Origin of the sequence: Moheibacter sp., from assembly GCF_049672845.1 — a bacterium.
Taxonomy (GTDB): domain Bacteria; phylum Bacteroidota; class Bacteroidia; order Flavobacteriales; family Weeksellaceae; genus Moheibacter.
Window position 1 is genome coordinate 47,796 of the sequence record NZ_JBATWT010000024.1, and the last position, 17,123, is coordinate 64,918.

Here is a 17,123-nt window from a genome sequence, read left to right on the forward strand (position 1 = left end):
TTTCAATTGATTGTTCAGCTCAAAACCGAATAAAAATCTTCAATGACTTCTAGTTCGGTACGGAAAGAATGCATTTTATCGGCAAATTTCTCCAAGGATTTTTGCTGAAGCTGTTGTGCGAAATTTTTCTGATAATCTTCCAAATCATGACGGGAATGACAAGTGTATTGAGCCGAATAATTCGCGCTTCCCTCCTCTTTGTGAGAAGTCAGTTTGGAAAACCTGCATGAGATAAATTTACCAGTATTCATCACATCGGGAATATGGATTTTTTTCATCCATTGCACCCATTCCGTTTCCACTGTTTCATCAATGTTGATCGTCACGCTGTAAATTATCATAATCAAAAATTCTTAAGCGAATATAGGGTTTAATTTGAAAAATATTTTGTTTAATGCTTTAAATCAAAAAAATCATATTTCTAAACTCTGACTACTCAACTCAAATTTCTTACATTAGCTTTTTATTCAAATTTCAATTTATAATGGACGAAACACAAAGGTTTATAACCGAAAATAAACAAAGATTTTTAGATGAATTAATCGAATTACTTAAAATTCCGTCTGTCAGCGCAGATCCAGCTTACAATCAGGATGTACTGAACACAGCGGAAAAAGTAGCCGAATTTTTAAATTCTGCTGGCGCCGACAACGTAGAAGTCTGTGAGACTAATGGTTACCCGGTTGTATATGGCGAAAAAATCATTGATCCTTCTCTTCCAACCGTTTTGGTTTATGGCCATTATGATGTTCAACCGGCTGACCCACTGGAACTTTGGGAGTCCGGCCCTTTTGAGCCGGTCATCAAAAAAACGGAAATTCATCCCGAAGGAGCGATTTTCGCACGTGGTTCTGCCGATGACAAAGGTCAATTCTTTATGCACGTAAAAGCTTTTGAAGCGATGAATAAATCGGGACAACTTCCGTGCAATATCAAATTTATGATCGAAGGCGAAGAAGAAGTCGGTTCCAATAGCCTTGGTGAATTTGTCCGAAACAATAAAGAAAAACTGAAAAATGATATCATTTTAATTTCCGATACGGAAATCATTTCCAACGATCAACCTTCGATTTCGGTTGGTTTGAGAGGTTTGAGTTATGTGGAAGTTGAAGTAAAAGGTGCAGATTTGGATATGCATTCCGGGGTTTACGGAGGTGCTGTTCCAAATCCAATCAACGTTTTGTCGAGAATGATTGCCAAATTGCATGACGATGACGGCAAAATTACCATTCCCGGGTTTTATGATGATGTGGAAGAACTTTCTGAAACCGATCGTGCTGAAATGGCGAAAATCCCATTCAGTTTGGAGAATTATAAAAAATCAATCGGGATTGCGGATATTCAGGGAGAAAAAGGATATTCGACCATCGAACGCGCATCCATTCGTCCGACACTTGATGTAAACGGAATCTGGGGTGGCTATACCGGAAAAGGTGCAAAAACAGTAATTGCTTCGCATGCCTACGCCAAAATTTCAATGCGATTGGTTCCACATCAAGATCCGGAAAAAATCACGCAATTATTTGTGGATTATTTCCCTACGCTTGCTCCTTCTTCAGTTGAAGTTACCGTAAAACCGCACCACGGTGGCCATGGATATGTTTTACCGACTTCTGACAAAGGATTTCAAGCGGCTAAAAAAGCGATGACCCATACATTTGGAAAAGAAGCTTTGCCAACAAGAGGTGGTGGAAGTATTCCGATTGTAGCTTTGTTTGAAAAGGAATTGGGTTCTAAATCGGTTTTAATGGGCTTCGGTCTGAATTCCGATGTGATCCATTCGCCAAACGAAAACTTCGGATTGTTTAATTTCTACAAAGGAATTGAAACGATTCCGTACTTTTTTAAATATTATGTGGAAGGATAAATTGTTGAGGATAGATATTGGATGTTTTTAAAACACACAAAATAAATAGTAAGGAGCGGATTTTCGCTCCTTTTTTATTGATTAATTACTTCTTTTTACTTCGTAAACATCTTTTCTTCGGTCTTTCAGGTTTTTCACACTTCCGAATTCGTGGAGCTCGGTGAGCAAATCCAAATCGACATCTGAAATCAGGATCATTTCGGTATTGGGTGTGGCTTCTGCTTTCACACCGTCCATCGGAAAAGCAAAATCACATGGCGTAAAAACCATGGATTGTGCATACTGAATGTCCATATTGTGAACGTTGGGTAGATTTCCTACGCTTCCGGCAATGGCTACGTAACATTCGTTTTCAATGGCTCTTGCTTTTGCGCAATTTTTCACACGTGAAAAACCATTTTGGGTATCTGTAAGAAAGGGGACGAATAATATATTCATTCCATCATCGGCCAATAAACGACCTAATTCCGGGAATTCCACATCGTAGCAAATCAGAATTCCGATTTTACCACAATCGGTATCGAAAATTTTGAGTTCTTTTCCTACCTGCATTCCCCAGACTTTTGCTTCGTCTGGTGTTACATGAATTTTCTCGTAACGTTCAATGGATCCATCTCGACGACACAGATATCCGACGTTAAAAAGCTTTCCGTCCACTACTTCGGGCATACTGCCCGAAATAATATTGATGTTATACGAAATGGCGTAACGTGAGAAATTTTTGACAATTTCTTCGGTAAATTCGGCGAGTTTACGAATAGCATCTGGTTCTGACAGATGATTGTATTTGGCCATCAGCGGCGCATTGAAAAATTCAGGGAACAAAGCAAAGTCCGAACGATAACCGGAAAGTGTGTCCACAAAATATTCTGCCTGTTGCAGTAATTGGGAAACATCTTGGTAAGGACGCATCTGCCATTGAACCAATCCAAGACGCACAACACGTTTGGTTGCTACAGTCTGTGTAGAAGGTTTTTCATAATAAATATTGTCCCACTCGAGAAGAACGGCATATTCGCTCGAAGCTTTATCGCCTTCCAAATAACCTTTCAACACACGGATGGGATGAAAATCATTGGACAGCTGAAAGTTCAGAACGGGATCGTCGATTTCCTTGCTTCTTACTTTTTCAATGTATTGTTTGGGTGATAATTCGTTGGCATATTTGTGATAGAACGGAATTCGTCCGCCAAACACAATGCTTTGGAGATTTAGTTTTTCACAAAGTTCTTTTCTGTAATCATATAATCTTCTACCTAATCTGAGTCCGCGGAATTCGGGTTTAATGAAAATATCGATTCCGTAGAGAATATCGCCGTTTGGTGAATGAGAAGAAAAAGTATAATTGCCCGTAATCTCTTTGTAGGTGTGAGCGCGAGAAATCTTGTCGGAATTTACGATAATGGACAGTGCGCAACCGGCGATTTTTCCGTCTACTTTGATAACCACTTGTCCGTCTGGAAATTTTTGCAGTAAATTATTGATCTGACCTTTATCCCAATAGGCATCGGGCATAGACTGATAAGAAGAGATCATGGCATTTTTGAGTTCTGCATAATCGTCGATGGAGAGAAAGGTAATTTCTATATTTTCGATTTCGTCGTGGTTCATTTTAATTTATGTAAGGTATAAATTTAGGAAAGAAAATGACAAAATACCGGAAAATTTCCAGCTTCAATTCTTCCCGAAAAATTCAGGCATAAAAAAAGCAGCCAAATCGGCTGCTTTAGTATTTTGAAAGTTCTAATTAATCTTTCTTTTCTTCTGTTCCTTCTTCGGCAGAAGCTTCGGGAGTTTCAGGAGTTTCTGCTTTTGGTTCTTCAACAGTTTCTTCTGTTGCAGTTTCCTCTGCTTTTACTTCTTCCACTACTTCATCTTTGGTTTCAACTTCAGCAACTGGAGTTTCTTCTTTTTTAGAAGTTCCTCTTCTGCTTCTTCTTGTTTTCTTCTCCGGCTTAGCAGAAGTATACAATTCGTTGAAGTCAACCAATTCGATCATCGCCATATCAGCACTATCTCCCTGACGGAATCCAGTTTTTATGATACGGGTATATCCACCCGGGCGATCTGCGATTTTAGGAGCTACTTCACGGAACAATTCAGCAACTGCTTCTTTGTCCTGCAAATATTTAAATACTACACGACGATTGTTTGTATCGTCGGTCTTTGATTTTGTAATCAAAGGTTCAATGTAACGTTGCAATGCTTTTGCTTTTGCAACTGTGGTATTGATTCTTTTATGTGTAATCAATGAGGAAGCCATGTTGGAAAGCATCGCATTTCTGTGCGAGGCTGTTCTTCCTAAGTGATTGATTTTTTTACCGTGTCTCATTTTAATAAAATTATTCTACGTCTAACTTATACTTGGAAATATCCATTCCGAAACTTAATCCTTTATTGTCCACCAATTCTTCCAATTCGGTCAATGATTTTTTACCGAAGTTTCTGAATTTCATCAGATCAGATTTGTTGTAAGAAACCAATTCACCAAGGGTTTCTACTTCTGCAGCTTTCAAGCAGTTCAAAGCACGAACTGAAAGGTCCATATCAACCAGTTTTGTTTTCAAAAGCTGTCTCATGTGCAAAGCTTCTTCGTCATAAGTTTCGCCGTAAGCTACTTCTTCTGCTTCCAAAGTAATGCGTTCGTCAGAGAACAACATGAAGTGATGGATAAGGATTTTTGCTGTTTCGGTCAAGGCGTCTTGCGGACTGATTGAACCATCTGTTGTGATTTCCAAAATCAACTTTTCATAGTCGGTTTTTTGTTCCACACGATAGTTTTCAACGCTGTATTTTACGTTTTTAATAGGCGTATAAATAGCGTCGATGGCAATTGTTCCGATAGCAGCGTTTGACTTTTTGTTGTCGTCCGCCGGAACGTATCCGCGTCCTTTCTCAATGGTAAAAGTGAAGTCTAATTTCACTTTTTTGTCCATGTTTGCAATTACGAAGTCGGGATTTAAGATTTGGAAACCTGAAATAAATTTCCCTAAATCACCTGCTGTTAATTGCTCTTGGCCTGAGATAGACACAGTTACGGTTTCTGAATCAGATTCGCTGATTTGTCTTTTGAATCTTACTTTTTTAAGATTCAAGATAATTTCGGTCATGTCTTCTACTACCCCCGAAATGGTAGAAAATTCATGGTCAACACCTTCAATTTTCACAGAAGTGATTGCATAACCTTCAAGAGAAGATAGCAATACTCTGCGCAAAGCGTTCCCGATGGTCAATCCGTATCCTGGTTCCAGAGGACGGAATTCGAATTGTCCAAAATTACTGTCTGATTCAATTAAGACTACTTTGTCCGGTTTTATAAAGTTTAAAATTGTCATCTTTTTTTATAAGATTTTTTGGTTTAACCGAAACCCGAAGGTTTCTCCACTTACTATAAAATTCTAGTACTCTAAAATTATTTAGAATATAACTCGACGATCAATTGTTCTTTGATGTCTTCCGGAATCTGAATTCTTTCAGGAACGGAGTTAAATGTACCTGACATTTGCTCGTCGTTCCAGATCAGCCAGTCATACGTAGATCTGGATTTCAATGAATCTGTAATTGCGCTCAGTGTTTTTGATTTCTCACGAACAGCTACTACATCACCTGCTTTTAATTGGTAAGAAGGAATGTTTACAACCTCACCGTTTACAGTGATATGTTTGTGTGTAACAAACTGTCTTGCAGCACTACGGCTCGGAGCAATTCCGAAACGGTACACTACGTTGTCCAGACGTGATTCACAAAGTTGTAACAAAATCTCACCTGTAATCCCTGGTTTTGCGTTTGCTTTTTTGTACATGTTTGCAAACTGACGCTCAAGAATTCCGTAGGTATATTTTGCTTTTTGCTTTTCTTCTAACTGAACTGCATATTCAGATTTTTTCCCTCTTCTTTTGTTCGGGCCGTGCATTCCCGGAGGATATTTTTTCTTTTCGAAGCTTTTATCGTCACCAAAGATAGGCTGTCCGAATTTTCTAGCGATTTTTGTTTTTGGTCCTGTATATCTTGCCATTTTTAATCTAATTTTGAATTTTGAATTTTGAATTTTGAATGAATTGTTTCATCTTAATTCTCTTTTCAATTGTTACACTCTTCTGCGTTTTGGTGGACGACAACCGTTGTGTGGCAATGGTGTAACGTCAATGATTTCGCTTACTTCGATACCTCCGTTGTGAATAGTACGGATTGCAGATTCACGACCTTGTCCAGGTCCTTTTACATACACTTTCACTCTTCTTAAACCTGCTTCCAAAGCTTGAGCTGTAGCGTCCTGAGCAGCTACCTGAGCAGCATAAGGTGTATTCTTTTTAGATCCTCTGAAGCCCATTTTCCCGGCAGATGACCAGGAGATAACTTCACCGTTTTTATTTGTCAAAGTGATGATCACGTTGTTAAAAGAAGCCTGGATATGTGCTTGTCCTGTAGCTTCAACTATGACCTTTCTTTTCTTTACTGTTTTTTGATTCTTTGCCATGATTACTACTTATTATTTAGTGGCTTTTTTCTTGTTAGCAACTGTTTTCTTTCTACCTTTTCTCGTACGAGAATTGTTTTTAGTTCGCTGACCTCTCAGAGGTAATCCAAGACGGTGACGGATTCCGCGCTGACATCCGATGTCCATCATACGTTTGATGTTCAACTGGACTTCTGAACGAAGTTCACCTTCCACTTTGTAGTTCTCAGTAATTGCCAAACGGATTGCGTTGATTTCATCATCGTTCCATTCGTTTACTTTTTTGTCTTTGTCAACATTAGCGTCAGCTAATATCTTTTGTGCTGTGCTTTTACCAATTCCGTAGATATAGGTCAAACCTATTTCTCCTCTTTTGTTTTTTGGTAAGTCTACTCCTGAAATACGTGCCATATCTTAACCTTGTCTTTGTTTAAATTTAGGATTCTTCTTATTGATCACGTACAGTACGCCCTTTCTGCGTACAATCTTGCACTCAGCACTTCTTTTTTTGATAGATGCTCTAATTTTCATTTTAGTTCTTTTTTAAATGCTCCGGCTTTATGCCTCCTGTCGTTATTATCAAATTTTTATAAAATCAAAAAAATGACGAAAATTAAAATTTAAAATTCATCATTTTTAATTCCTTAATATCTATACGTAATTCTACCTTTGGTCAAATCATAAGGAGACATTTCGATTTTCACCTTGTCGCCCGGTAATAATTTGATGTAGTGCATACGCATTTTTCCCGAAATATGGGATGTCACAATGTGACCGTTTTCTAATTCTACTCTGAACATGGCGTTGGACAATGCTTCGATTATCGTTCCGTCTTGTTCTATGTGTTTTTGTTTTGCCATAAATTTTATCTTCCCCTTGTCAGAAAGTTTGCAAATGTACAATTAATTAATGACTTACGCAACGTTTTTCGTTCGGCCGGTTGACATCAACCCGTCATAGTGGTGATTCAACAAATAAGTGTTGATCTGCTGAACAGTGTCCAGAATAACCGCCACCATAATCAAAAGTGATGTACCTCCATAAAACATAGCCAGACTCTGGTCTACTCCGAACAAGTGAACGACAGCCGGAAGGACCGCAATCAATACCAGGAAAATAGATCCCGGGAAAGTGATTTTCGACAAAATATCGTCCAGATAATCGGCAGTATCTTTACCAGGCTTGATACCCGGAATGATTCCACCGTTTCTTTTCAGGTCATCTGCCATTTGGTTAACCGGAATGGTAATAGCCGTATAGAAAAACGTAAATACAATAATTAATATTGCAAAAATCACACTATGTTGCCATGAGAACGGATCTGAAACTTTAGCAAGGAACATCATCATCGGTGAGTCACCATCTGAAACCATTCCGACCAAAGTTGCAGGAAGGAACATAATTGCCTGCGCAAAGATGATAGGCATTACCCCTGCTGCGTTTACTTTCAAAGGAATATAAGAACGTACTGAATCTGTCATCGAACGGATGTAGCTGCTGCTTCCTGCTTGCGCTCTTCTTACATACTGTACCGGAACTTTTCTCACGGCTTGTACCAGAAGCACACAAAGTAAAATAACAACCAATAATCCTATGATTTCAAGCAAGAACATAATTCCTCCTGTTGTATCCAACTCAAATGCATTGATAAGCGCTCTTGGAAGATCGGCCAAAATTCCCACCATAATAAGGATTGAGATACCGTTTCCAATTCCTCGGTCTGTAATCTTCTCTCCCATCCACATTGTAAAAATCGTACCTGTTACCAGGATGATAGTAGAAGGAAAAATGAACCAGAATGTTCCCGGATCGATCAGATAAGCAGACTGGAATCCGCCGCTGTAAGGCAATAACTGAGTTTGCAATAAAGTCAGGTAAGCAGGCGCCTGAACCAAACAGATGGCGATGGTTAACCAACGTGTAATCTGAGTGATTTTTTTACGTCCGCTGTCTCCGTCTTTCTGTAATTTCTGCAAATAAGGAACTGCCAATCCCATCAACTGAACCACAATCGATGCAGAGATATAAGGCATAATCCCCAAAGCTAAAATGGAAGCCCGGTTAAACGAACCTCCTGTAAAAGAGTTTAATAGTCCTAAAAGTCCACGTTGGTCTTCTGACTGTGCAGCCAACAAACGCGTTACTTCATTTACATCAATACCCGGAAGCGGAATGTAAGAACCAAACCGGTAGATAATAAGGAAAAAGAACGTGACCATTAGTTTTTCTCTCAGTTCTTTTATGCTCCAAATATTTTTTATCGTTTGTATAAACCCTTTCATGTGTTCATTTAAATTTTAATATAGGCCACATAAAACTTAGTTCCATGTGTTTACTAATTTTTTAAACCGAACAAATGGAACCTTTTCGGGTTCCATTATCCGGTCTTACTTATTTTATTTTCCTTTCAGTTCAGCTTTTCCGCCGGCTTTCTCAATCGCCTCTTGAGCTGTTTTGGTAAATTTATCGGCCGTGATATTCACAGTCGCTTTTAATTCACCGCGACCCAAAATTTTGATCAAATCGTTTTTGTGAGCCAATCCGTGCTGTACCAGAACTTCTTTTGAAAGTGTATCGGTAATTTTTTTGTCATCAACCAATTTCTGGATTACGTCTAAATTGATTCCGTTGTACTCAACGCGGTTGATGTTTTTGAAACCAAATTTAGGAACACGTCTTTGCAAAGGCATCTGACCACCTTCAAATCCGATTTTCTTGGAGTAACCTGAACGGGATTTTTGTCCCTTGTGTCCACGACCGGAAGTCCCGCCGTTTCCGCTGGCTTCTCCTCTACCTTTACGGAATTTATTTTTTACTGAACCTGCAGCAGGTTTTAGTGTATTTAATTTCATCTTGTTAATCTTAAGCTTTTTCTACTTCAACTAAATGTTGTACTTTCTTGATCATACCTTCGATCTGAGGTGTAGTTTCATGTTCTACTACCTGGTTCAATTTTCTCAATCCCAACGCAATCAAAGTTGCTTTTTGAGATTTATCGCGATTGATTGCGCTACGTACTTGTTTTACTTTTACTTTACTCATCTTATCGCTTATTTTCCGTTGAACACTTTACCTACCGAAATACCTCTCTGACGTGCTACTACGTTTGCACTTCTCAAATCCAACAAAGCTTTGAAAGTAGCTTTTACCACGTTGTGCGGGTTGGAAGAACCTTTGGATTTTGACAATACGTCATGAATACCAACTGACTCAAGTACCGCACGAACAGCACCACCAGCGATCAAACCTGTACCGTGAGAAGCAGGTCTCAAGAATACATGTCCTCCACCATATCGCGCTTCAATCTCATGTGGGATTGTATGTCCGTCCAACGGGATTCTTACAAGATTTTTCTTTGCATCTTCTACTGCTTTGGCAATCGCAGAAGCAACTTCTTTTGATTTACCCAATCCGTAACCCACAACGCCTTTTCCATCACCTACAACTACGATTGCAGAGAAACCGAATGCACGTCCACCTTTGGTTACTTTTGTCACACGTTGTACGCCTACCAAACGGTCAGTTAATTCAATACCGGCTGGTTTTACTTTTTCTATGTTTTTATATCCTAACATATCTTTTCTTTCTTAGAATTTTAAACCTCCTTCTCTTGCTCCGTCTGCCAATGCTTTGATTCTGCCATGGTATACGAAACCGTTTCGGTCAAATACAACTGTTTCTACTCCTTTTGATTTTGCTTTTTCGGCAATTAATTTTCCTACTGAAGCTGATTGTTCAGTTTTTGTTCCGTTTGCTTTGGCTTCTCTTGAAGATGCTGAAGCAATGGTTACACCTGAATTATCGTCAACCAATTGTGCGTAAATTTCTTTGTTGGAACGGTAAACTGAAAGACGTGGTCTTTCTGCTGTCCCAAAGATATTACGACGAACACGTCTTTTTATCTTTTGTCTTTTTTCTGTTTTTGATAGTGCCATTGTTCGATTATAAATATTATGCAGATTTACCTGCTTTTCTTCTGATGATTTCTCCTACGAATTTGATACCTTTTCCTTTGTAAGGCTCCGGCTTACGGAATGAACGGATTTTTGCCGCTACCATTCCCAAAAGCTGATTGTCGTGAGATGTTAAAACTATAGTTGGGTTTTTACCTTTTTCTGCGGTTGTTTCCACTTTCACTTCTTTTGGAAGTTCCATAACGATGTTGTGTGAAAAACCTAAAGATAAATCCAATCTTTGTCCTTGACTTGATGCTCTGTAACCAACCCCAACGAGTTCCATTTCTTTTTTGAAACCTTCGGTAACTCCTGTTACCATGTTGTTGATAAGCGATCTGTATAAACCGTGAAGTGCTTTATCTTCTTTTGATTCAGAAGGTCTCACCACAGTTAATTGTCCGTCTTCAATTTTCAACTCAAATCCTTCTTTTAAAGATTGAGTCATTTCCCCGTTTTTACCTTTTACAGTAACCACTCCGTCTTTTATCTCAACGGTAGTTCCGGCTGGAATTGTAATGATTGCGTTTCCTATTCTAGACATTTTCTTTTTCTTTTAATCATTAATAAACCAAACACAATACTTCACCTCCAACTTTCTCCTGACGAGCTTGTTTGTCGGTCATTACTCCTTTTGAAGTTGAAACAATAGCAACTCCTAATCCGTTCAATACTCTTGGAAGTTCGCCAGAACCTTTGTACTGACGTAATCCCGGACGAGAAACTCTCTTTAGCTTTTTGATTACCGGTTCTTTGGTCACTTTGTCATATTTCAAAGCGATTTTGATAGAACCCTGGTGAGAATTGTCTTCGAACTTGTAGTTCAAAATATAACCTTGGTCAAAAAGGATTTTAGTGATCTCTTTTTTAAGGTTAGATGCAGGAATCTCCACTACTTTGTGGCCTGCTGACATCGCATTTCTAATGCGCGTCAGATAATCTGAAATTGGATCTGTTAACATAAATTTTGTTTATTTTACAGTATAGAACGGAACAGACCGTTCTACTTTTAAACTTAAACTTGCCCAAATGAAACCAATACGTTGGTATACATTTAGGCGTGCAAATGTAGGAAGTTTTTTTTATTTGACAAATTAAAGGGGAATTCTTTTTATTTTTTAATTGTGATTTATTATAAATGTAAATCAGAAGTATATATATTATTAAACTTAATAAAAAACGGATATCTTTTCAGCCATCCGTTTTGTTATTATTTTTTTTTAATCATAATTTGCTGCTAAACCAAATTAGGCCTCACGATCGTCAGTGTAGCTAATTTGAATTCATTTATTTCCTTTGGCATGATCTGCAAGAAACTGCGCCAGTCCAATGTCAGTCAATGGATGTTTCAATAAACCCATGATGGAAGACAATGGCCCGGTCATCACGTCGGCACCGATTTTTGCACAATTTACGATGTGCATAGTGTGGCGAACCGATGCAGCAAGAATTTGCGTGTCGTACAAATAATTATCATACACCAAACGGATTTCTTCGATCAGGTTCAAACCATCAGTAGAAATATCGTCCAATCTGCCCAAAAACGGCGAAACATAAGTTGCTCCGGCCTTTGCAGCCAATAAAGCTTGTCCGACAGAAAAAACCAAAGTGACATTGGTTCGGATTCCGTTTTCAGTAAAGTATTTGCAAGCTTTCACTCCGTCTTTTGTCATCGGGATTTTCACTACAATCTGATCGTTGAGTTTTGCTAATTCTTTCCCTTCTTTGATCATTCCGTCAAAGTCCGTGGCAATTACTTCAGCACTCACATCGCCATCTACAATTTTGCAGATTTCTTTGTAGTGATTTAAAATATTCTTCTTTCCGGTGATGCCTTCCTTGGCCATCAGGGAAGGATTGGTTGTTACGCCATCCAAAACGCCTAAATCCTGCGCTTCTTTGATTTCGTTCAGGTTGGCAGTGTCAATAAAAAATTTCATTTCGCTGTTTGTTTTGAGTGAATTTATCTTTGCCGTAAAAATACATTGATTTCAAATCTTCAGAAAATTAATTCGCCTGAATTATCAACAATTATTTGAAGATTTAATTCAAAAAATCTCTTTCCGTTTCTAAACCTCAATTGATTATATTTGATTTAATTTAGAAAACACATGAAAAGCTTGGTTTTAAGTTTAGCACTGATTTGTTTTGGAAATATCTATGCTCAGAGTATAAGCGATTTCAAATACGTATTAATTCCTGAAGAACTGACGGATTTTGATGAAAATCAATATCGGATGAAAACGCATCTGCAAAGATTTTTGGAGTCAAAAAAGTACGTTGTACTGAATTCAAATCCGACTGAATGGCCAGAGGAAGTACGTCAAAATCCTTGCCTCGCCGTGACCGCCGACATCCGGAAAGTCAGAAAAGTGCTGAAAAATAAAGTCGCCGTTGAATTTAAAGATTGTACCAAAAAACAGATTTTGGTTTTGGAAGGCGAATCTAACATAAAAGAGCTTAACACCGGATATCCCGATGCATTGAAAAAAAGCTTTCAGCTATTACGTGCTTCCCATCCAAAGGATTTATCTTATGAAAATACACCCACAACCATTACCACCCAAGAAATTCAGGCCGTGAAAGTTCAGGGAAATATATCCGAAAATAGTTGGCTTGAAAGCGGAATTGAATTTAAAAACGGCTCAGAAACCGTAATTCTAACCGGGCTGAAGAATGGTTCTTATATCCTGATTCGCAAAGAAAATTCAGAAGTGATGGCACAGCTTAAACCTTCTTCACGCGAAGGAATTTATCACACAACAGTCATCAGTCCGGATGGAAATTATACGACAATCGGATTTTATGATGAGAAAACAATCGGAATAGAATTCAAAAATAATTCGAATGAATTCATCCTTACAGAATTTAAAAAGATAAACTAACACATTATATGAAAACAATCATTCCCGCAGTGCTTTGCACTTTGAGTACATTTGCATTTCTAAATGCACAAACTATGCAGGCGCCACAAGCGAAAAAAATTAAAAAAACACTGGAAAAACACGGTGACCTACGCGTCGATAATTATTATTGGCTGAACGAACGCGAAAATCCGGAAGTCATCAGCTATCTCAATGCTGAGAATGCTTATACCGATGCGATGCTGAAAGACACGGAAGAATTTCAGAAGGATTTATTTGAAGAAATCAAAGCAAGAATCAAAGAAGACGATGCTTCAGTTCCTTTTAAATTCAATGGTTACTGGTACATCACCCGATTTGAAAAAGGCGGAGAGTATCCCATTCACACGCGAAAAAAAGAAAGTCTCGATGCTCCGGAAGAAATTATGTTCAATGTCAATGAACTCGCCAAACCTTATAGTTATTACAATTTAAACGGCGTAAATATTTCGGAAAACAATGAATTGGCTGCATTTGGTCAGGATACGCTTTCCAGAAGAATTTATACCATTCAGGTAAAAAATCTGAAAACCGGCGAAATCCTTCCCGATAAACTGGAAAATACAACCGGCGGTTCGGTTTGGGCAGCGGACAATAAAACCCTTTTCTACACGAGAAAAGACGAAACTTTGCGTGCCTATCAAATCTGGAAACATACGTTGGGAACGCCGCAAAGTGAAGATGTTCTGATTTTTGAAGAAAAAGACGATACTTTCGGCACTTATGTTTACAAAACCAAATCCAGAAAATACATCATCATCGGAAGTTCCAGTACGGTTTCAAACGAATATCGATTCATTCCGGCTGATCAGCCCAACGCCGAATGGACAGTTTTACAACCGCGCGAACGGGATTTGGAATACAGCATTGAACATTATGGAAACGATTTTTACATTCTGACCAATAAAGACAAAGCGACAAATTTCAAACTGATGAAAACACCGGTCAATAAAACTTCGAAAGAAAACTGGACCGATGTCATTCCACACAGAAACGAAGTTTATCTGGAGAATTTTGAAATTTTCAATAATTACCTTGTGCTGGAAGAACGCATCAACGGACTGACCCAAATGAAAATCAGTAGCTGGGACGGTAAAGTCAATTATCATCTACCTTTCAAAGAAGAAGTTTATACCGCATACATTTCATATAATCCTGAATTTGACTCCGAAGTGCTGCGATATGGTTATACTTCGATGACAACGCCGAATTCGACCATCGATTTCAATATGAAAACCAAAGCTTCTGAAGTCAAAAAGGAGCAAACGGTTTTGGGCGATTTCAAAAAGGAAAATTATGAAACCAAACGCATTTGGGTTACAGCTCGTGATGGTGTCAAAGTCCCGGTTTCCATCGTTTACAGAAAAGACACCGAAATCAATTCAGACACTCCGCTTTTGCTGTATGCCTATGGTTCTTATGGCGCGAGTATGGACGTTTATTTCAGTACGAGCCGATTGAGTTTGCTGGATCGTGGATTTATTTATGCGATTGCACACATTCGCGGCGGACAGGAATTAGGTCGTCCTTGGTACGATGACGGAAAAATGTTGAAAAAGAAAAACACATTCAACGATTTTGTGGATGTTTCTAAATATTTAATTCAAAACAATTATACTTCGCCCCAACATCTTTACGCAATGGGCGGTTCGGCAGGCGGACTTTTGATGGGCGCTGTCATCAATCAGGCACCGGAACTTTATAACGGTGTGGTAGCGCAGGTTCCTTTTGTGGATGTAGTGACGACGATGCTTGACGATTCCATTCCATTAACAACTGGTGAATATGATGAATGGGGAAATCCAAATGACAAAGTGTATTACGACTACATCAAATCTTATTCGCCTTACGACAATATCGAGAAGAAAAATTATCCGAATATGTTGGCTACAACCGGATTGCACGATTCGCAGGTTCAATATTGGGAGCCGGCGAAATGGGTGGCTAAACTTCGTGAAATGAAAACCGACGATAATTTATTGTTGCTCAAAACCGATATGGAAACCGGACACGGAGGTGCTTCCGGGCGTTTTGAAGCATTGAAAGAAGTCGCACTCGAATATGCGTTTATCTTTAAACTGGAAGGAATTACGGAATAATATTTTAGTATATTCTTATAAAGGTTGAATTAAATATCTATTTATTTCAACCTTTTTTTATTCATAAACTTTTGTACTTTGGTAAATTTATGTGAGTTCTTTTTGGTTTTCGCCTTAAGTATGCTCTAATTCACAATTAACTATATTTGAATATTGAAGTTTTCAAATAAACATGCATTCCTTTAATTAACAAATGAGTATTTTTTCATATCATCTTGTCAAGTTGTCTTTAAGGTCATCATTAGGGTTGTATTTAAATTCTCCTGAAGTACAAAACATTCCAGGACTAATACATTTGGAATGGATGTCAATGATGACATTGGGCTCACCTGTTTTTTCACCTTCTCGTATTTTATTTCGGAAGGTTGTTGTATTTGCACAATGGGAAAATGAGGAATCCTTAGATCTTTTTTTAGAGAAAAATTCTTTGGGAAAACAATTATCACAAGGTTGGCATCTACGACTTAAATATTTGAGACAATGGGGAAAAATTAATGGATTTGATATTCCAAAGACAGAGTATGATTACGATCCAAATAAACCCGTAGTCGCGGTTACAATTGCACGTATGCGTTTATCCCAGGTTCCTCGTTTTATTCGCTGGGGCCGACCCACTGAAATGTTAGTTCGGGATCATCCCGGAACTTTAATGTCGCTCGCAAGCATCCGATTTCCCCGCACAGTATCCACATTTTCTATTTGGAAATCTCAAAAGGAAATGACAGATATGGTACATGGACGAAGTAATGTACCACAACCCAAACGTCATGCAGTTGCAATGAAAGAACGAAACAGAAAAGATTTTCATTACCAATTCACTACGCTTAGATTTAAGCCCCTTTCCGAATATGGATCGTGGAACGATAAAACCAATATAATTCCTTTTTAAATGAAATTCGCTCTCCGAAAACAAAATTTTCAGGATTGGTTTACTCAACAATGGGCAATTCTTTGGGGAAGAAGAATTGACACGGAATCAAATGAGTGGCTTTTAGATCCCTTCGGAAAACCCGGGATGACTGGGCAAGAATTTATAGGTCAAATTATAAAAGATGAGAATTTATTCATTGATAAAACGAAAGAGATTGAGGGTTTAATTCCATCATTTAACGATTTAAACCTGTCTGATCAAAGTAAACTTTCCAAAGCAATTAGTGACTTTTACGAAAGGACCGAACTTTACGAATTGCATTTGACCATTCAATGGAATCCTTTGTTTAAGATTTTAGGGAAACTAGTAAACACTTGGTTCAGCACCAGAATTGGTCAATTGAACATACCCACTAAAAACATCAAGAACCCTCAACCATTAAAAAGTGAAATAATTACACTTTCTGACGAAAAGACAAATCAAATTAAATATACTATCTGGTACAGAACAATTCTTGCTAGTGGAAGCACTATGTTTTCAGGGATATATTCGACCTGTATTTTACCTTCAGGAGAAACTTGTATCAAAGCTTCCTTTCCATTACCCAATGGAAATGCTACCGTTATTCTGAAACCTGAAATAGATATGAATGGACAGTTTATCCTAAATGCATCAGGGAGGAAATTCGGTGATCCGGGATTTTATTTCGTATTAAAGGACTCAAAAGGAAGTTTGCATTCTCAATATGTTCGTTCATTTCGAAATAAATTATCATTTGAGATTAGTGAAGAAAAAATCAGTGCAAAGCAAATCCTTACTTTATGGAATTTGAAAGTTTTGGAGTTTAGTTATTTTATCAGCAAGAAATAGTTTACAATCCGATTATAGCACTATATAAAACAAAAAATCCAACCTCTTTCGAGATTGGATTTATTATTTAGAATATCTTTAAATCCTTCGTATAGCTGAGGATT

Annotated in this window: 22 protein-coding genes; 5 read left to right on the forward strand and 17 right to left on the reverse strand. The window is 38.1% G+C overall.

From position 1 onward, the window contains the following. Positions 1-14 precede the first annotated feature (14 nt). Positions 15-341 carry a DUF4286 family protein gene (locus WBF63_RS10700; protein ID WP_424369717.1) on the reverse strand — a complete coding sequence of 109 codons (327 nt, stop codon included), beginning with the start codon at positions 339-341 and terminating at the stop codon, positions 15-17. A 143-nt stretch (positions 342-484) separates the two neighbouring features. Between WBF63_RS10700 and WBF63_RS10705 the strand changes: the two genes are divergently transcribed. Next, positions 485-1,867: a dipeptidase gene (locus WBF63_RS10705; protein ID WP_424369718.1), complete on the forward strand. Its 1,383-nt coding sequence runs from the start codon at positions 485-487 to the stop codon at positions 1,865-1,867. Positions 1,868-1,948: 81 nt separating this feature from the next. Here WBF63_RS10705 and WBF63_RS10710 read toward each other — a convergent pair whose 3' ends face one another. The 16 genes from WBF63_RS10710 to fsa form a co-directional block, all read right to left on the reverse strand. After that, entirely contained in the window at positions 1,949-3,478 is a 1,530-nt protein-coding gene (locus tag WBF63_RS10710) for a GNAT family N-acetyltransferase (protein WP_424369719.1), read from the reverse strand. Positions 3,479-3,614: 136 nt separating this feature from the next. After that, on the reverse strand, positions 3,615-4,199 hold the full coding sequence (rplQ, locus tag WBF63_RS10715) for a 50S ribosomal protein L17 (protein ID WP_424369720.1): 585 nt from the start codon (positions 4,197-4,199) through the stop codon (positions 3,615-3,617). A gap of 10 nt (positions 4,200-4,209) precedes the next feature. Then, positions 4,210-5,202: a DNA-directed RNA polymerase subunit alpha gene (locus WBF63_RS10720; protein ID WP_424369721.1), complete on the reverse strand. Its 993-nt coding sequence runs from the start codon at positions 5,200-5,202 to the stop codon at positions 4,210-4,212. 77 nt (positions 5,203-5,279) lie between these two features. Continuing rightward, positions 5,280-5,882, reverse strand: a complete 603-nt coding sequence (gene rpsD, locus WBF63_RS10725) for a 30S ribosomal protein S4 (protein ID WP_424369722.1) — start codon at positions 5,880-5,882, stop codon at positions 5,280-5,282. Between the two features lie 72 nt (positions 5,883-5,954). Then, positions 5,955-6,344: a 30S ribosomal protein S11 gene (gene rpsK / locus WBF63_RS10730; RefSeq protein WP_182043910.1), complete on the reverse strand. Its 390-nt coding sequence runs from the start codon at positions 6,342-6,344 to the stop codon at positions 5,955-5,957. A 12-nt stretch (positions 6,345-6,356) separates the two neighbouring features. Continuing rightward, on the reverse strand, positions 6,357-6,734 hold the full coding sequence (gene rpsM / locus WBF63_RS10735) for a 30S ribosomal protein S13 (RefSeq protein WP_424369723.1): 378 nt from the start codon (positions 6,732-6,734) through the stop codon (positions 6,357-6,359). Positions 6,735-6,737: 3 nt separating this feature from the next. Next, positions 6,738-6,854 (reverse strand): 50S ribosomal protein L36, encoded by a 117-nt coding sequence (gene rpmJ, locus WBF63_RS10740; protein ID WP_182043908.1) that lies wholly within the window; start codon positions 6,852-6,854, stop codon positions 6,738-6,740. 113 nt (positions 6,855-6,967) lie between these two features. Continuing rightward, on the reverse strand, positions 6,968-7,183 hold the full coding sequence (gene infA, locus WBF63_RS10745) for a translation initiation factor IF-1 (RefSeq protein ID WP_182043907.1): 216 nt from the start codon (positions 7,181-7,183) through the stop codon (positions 6,968-6,970). Positions 7,184-7,237: 54 nt separating this feature from the next. Further along, positions 7,238-8,605, reverse strand: coding sequence for a preprotein translocase subunit SecY (secY, locus tag WBF63_RS10750; RefSeq protein ID WP_424369724.1), 1,368 nt, complete (start codon positions 8,603-8,605; stop codon positions 7,238-7,240). Between the two features lie 114 nt (positions 8,606-8,719). Next, positions 8,720-9,175 (reverse strand): 50S ribosomal protein L15, encoded by a 456-nt coding sequence (gene rplO / locus WBF63_RS10755; protein ID WP_424369725.1) that lies wholly within the window; start codon positions 9,173-9,175, stop codon positions 8,720-8,722. A 10-nt stretch (positions 9,176-9,185) separates the two neighbouring features. After that, positions 9,186-9,365 carry a 50S ribosomal protein L30 gene (rpmD, locus tag WBF63_RS10760; protein WP_424369726.1) on the reverse strand — a complete coding sequence of 60 codons (180 nt, stop codon included), beginning with the start codon at positions 9,363-9,365 and terminating at the stop codon, positions 9,186-9,188. Positions 9,366-9,373: 8 nt separating this feature from the next. Continuing rightward, positions 9,374-9,898 (reverse strand): 30S ribosomal protein S5, encoded by a 525-nt coding sequence (gene rpsE / locus WBF63_RS10765; RefSeq protein ID WP_424369727.1) that lies wholly within the window; start codon positions 9,896-9,898, stop codon positions 9,374-9,376. A gap of 12 nt (positions 9,899-9,910) precedes the next feature. Further along, positions 9,911-10,258, reverse strand: coding sequence for a 50S ribosomal protein L18 (gene rplR, locus WBF63_RS10770; RefSeq protein WP_424369728.1), 348 nt, complete (start codon positions 10,256-10,258; stop codon positions 9,911-9,913). A gap of 16 nt (positions 10,259-10,274) precedes the next feature. Continuing rightward, a complete protein-coding gene (rplF, locus tag WBF63_RS10775) occupies positions 10,275-10,820 on the reverse strand; it encodes a 50S ribosomal protein L6 (RefSeq protein WP_424369729.1) in 546 nt (181 codons plus the stop codon). Between the two features lie 19 nt (positions 10,821-10,839). Continuing rightward, entirely contained in the window at positions 10,840-11,238 is a 399-nt protein-coding gene (rpsH, locus tag WBF63_RS10780; RefSeq protein ID WP_424369730.1) for a 30S ribosomal protein S8, read from the reverse strand. Positions 11,239-11,559: 321 nt separating this feature from the next. Beyond that, positions 11,560-12,216, reverse strand: a complete 657-nt coding sequence (gene fsa, locus WBF63_RS10785; protein ID WP_424369731.1) for a fructose-6-phosphate aldolase — start codon at positions 12,214-12,216, stop codon at positions 11,560-11,562. Positions 12,217-12,387: 171 nt separating this feature from the next. Between fsa and WBF63_RS10790 the strand changes: the two genes are divergently transcribed. From WBF63_RS10790 to WBF63_RS10805, 4 genes are all read left to right on the forward strand, one after another. Continuing rightward, the gene (locus tag WBF63_RS10790; protein ID WP_424369732.1) at positions 12,388-13,161 is read left to right on the forward strand and encodes a hypothetical protein; all 774 of its coding nucleotides are present in this window, start codon (positions 12,388-12,390) and stop codon (positions 13,159-13,161) included. 8 nt (positions 13,162-13,169) lie between these two features. Beyond that, positions 13,170-15,278 (forward strand): S9 family peptidase, encoded by a 2,109-nt coding sequence (locus tag WBF63_RS10795; RefSeq protein ID WP_424369733.1) that lies wholly within the window; start codon positions 13,170-13,172, stop codon positions 15,276-15,278. A 193-nt stretch (positions 15,279-15,471) separates the two neighbouring features. Then, complete coding sequence (locus WBF63_RS10800) at positions 15,472-16,167, forward strand: hypothetical protein (RefSeq protein ID WP_424369734.1); 696 nt, start codon at positions 15,472-15,474, stop codon at positions 16,165-16,167. Continuing rightward, complete coding sequence (locus WBF63_RS10805; RefSeq protein WP_424369735.1) at positions 16,168-17,019, forward strand: hypothetical protein; 852 nt, start codon at positions 16,168-16,170, stop codon at positions 17,017-17,019. Positions 17,020-17,123: the final 104 nt, after the last annotated feature.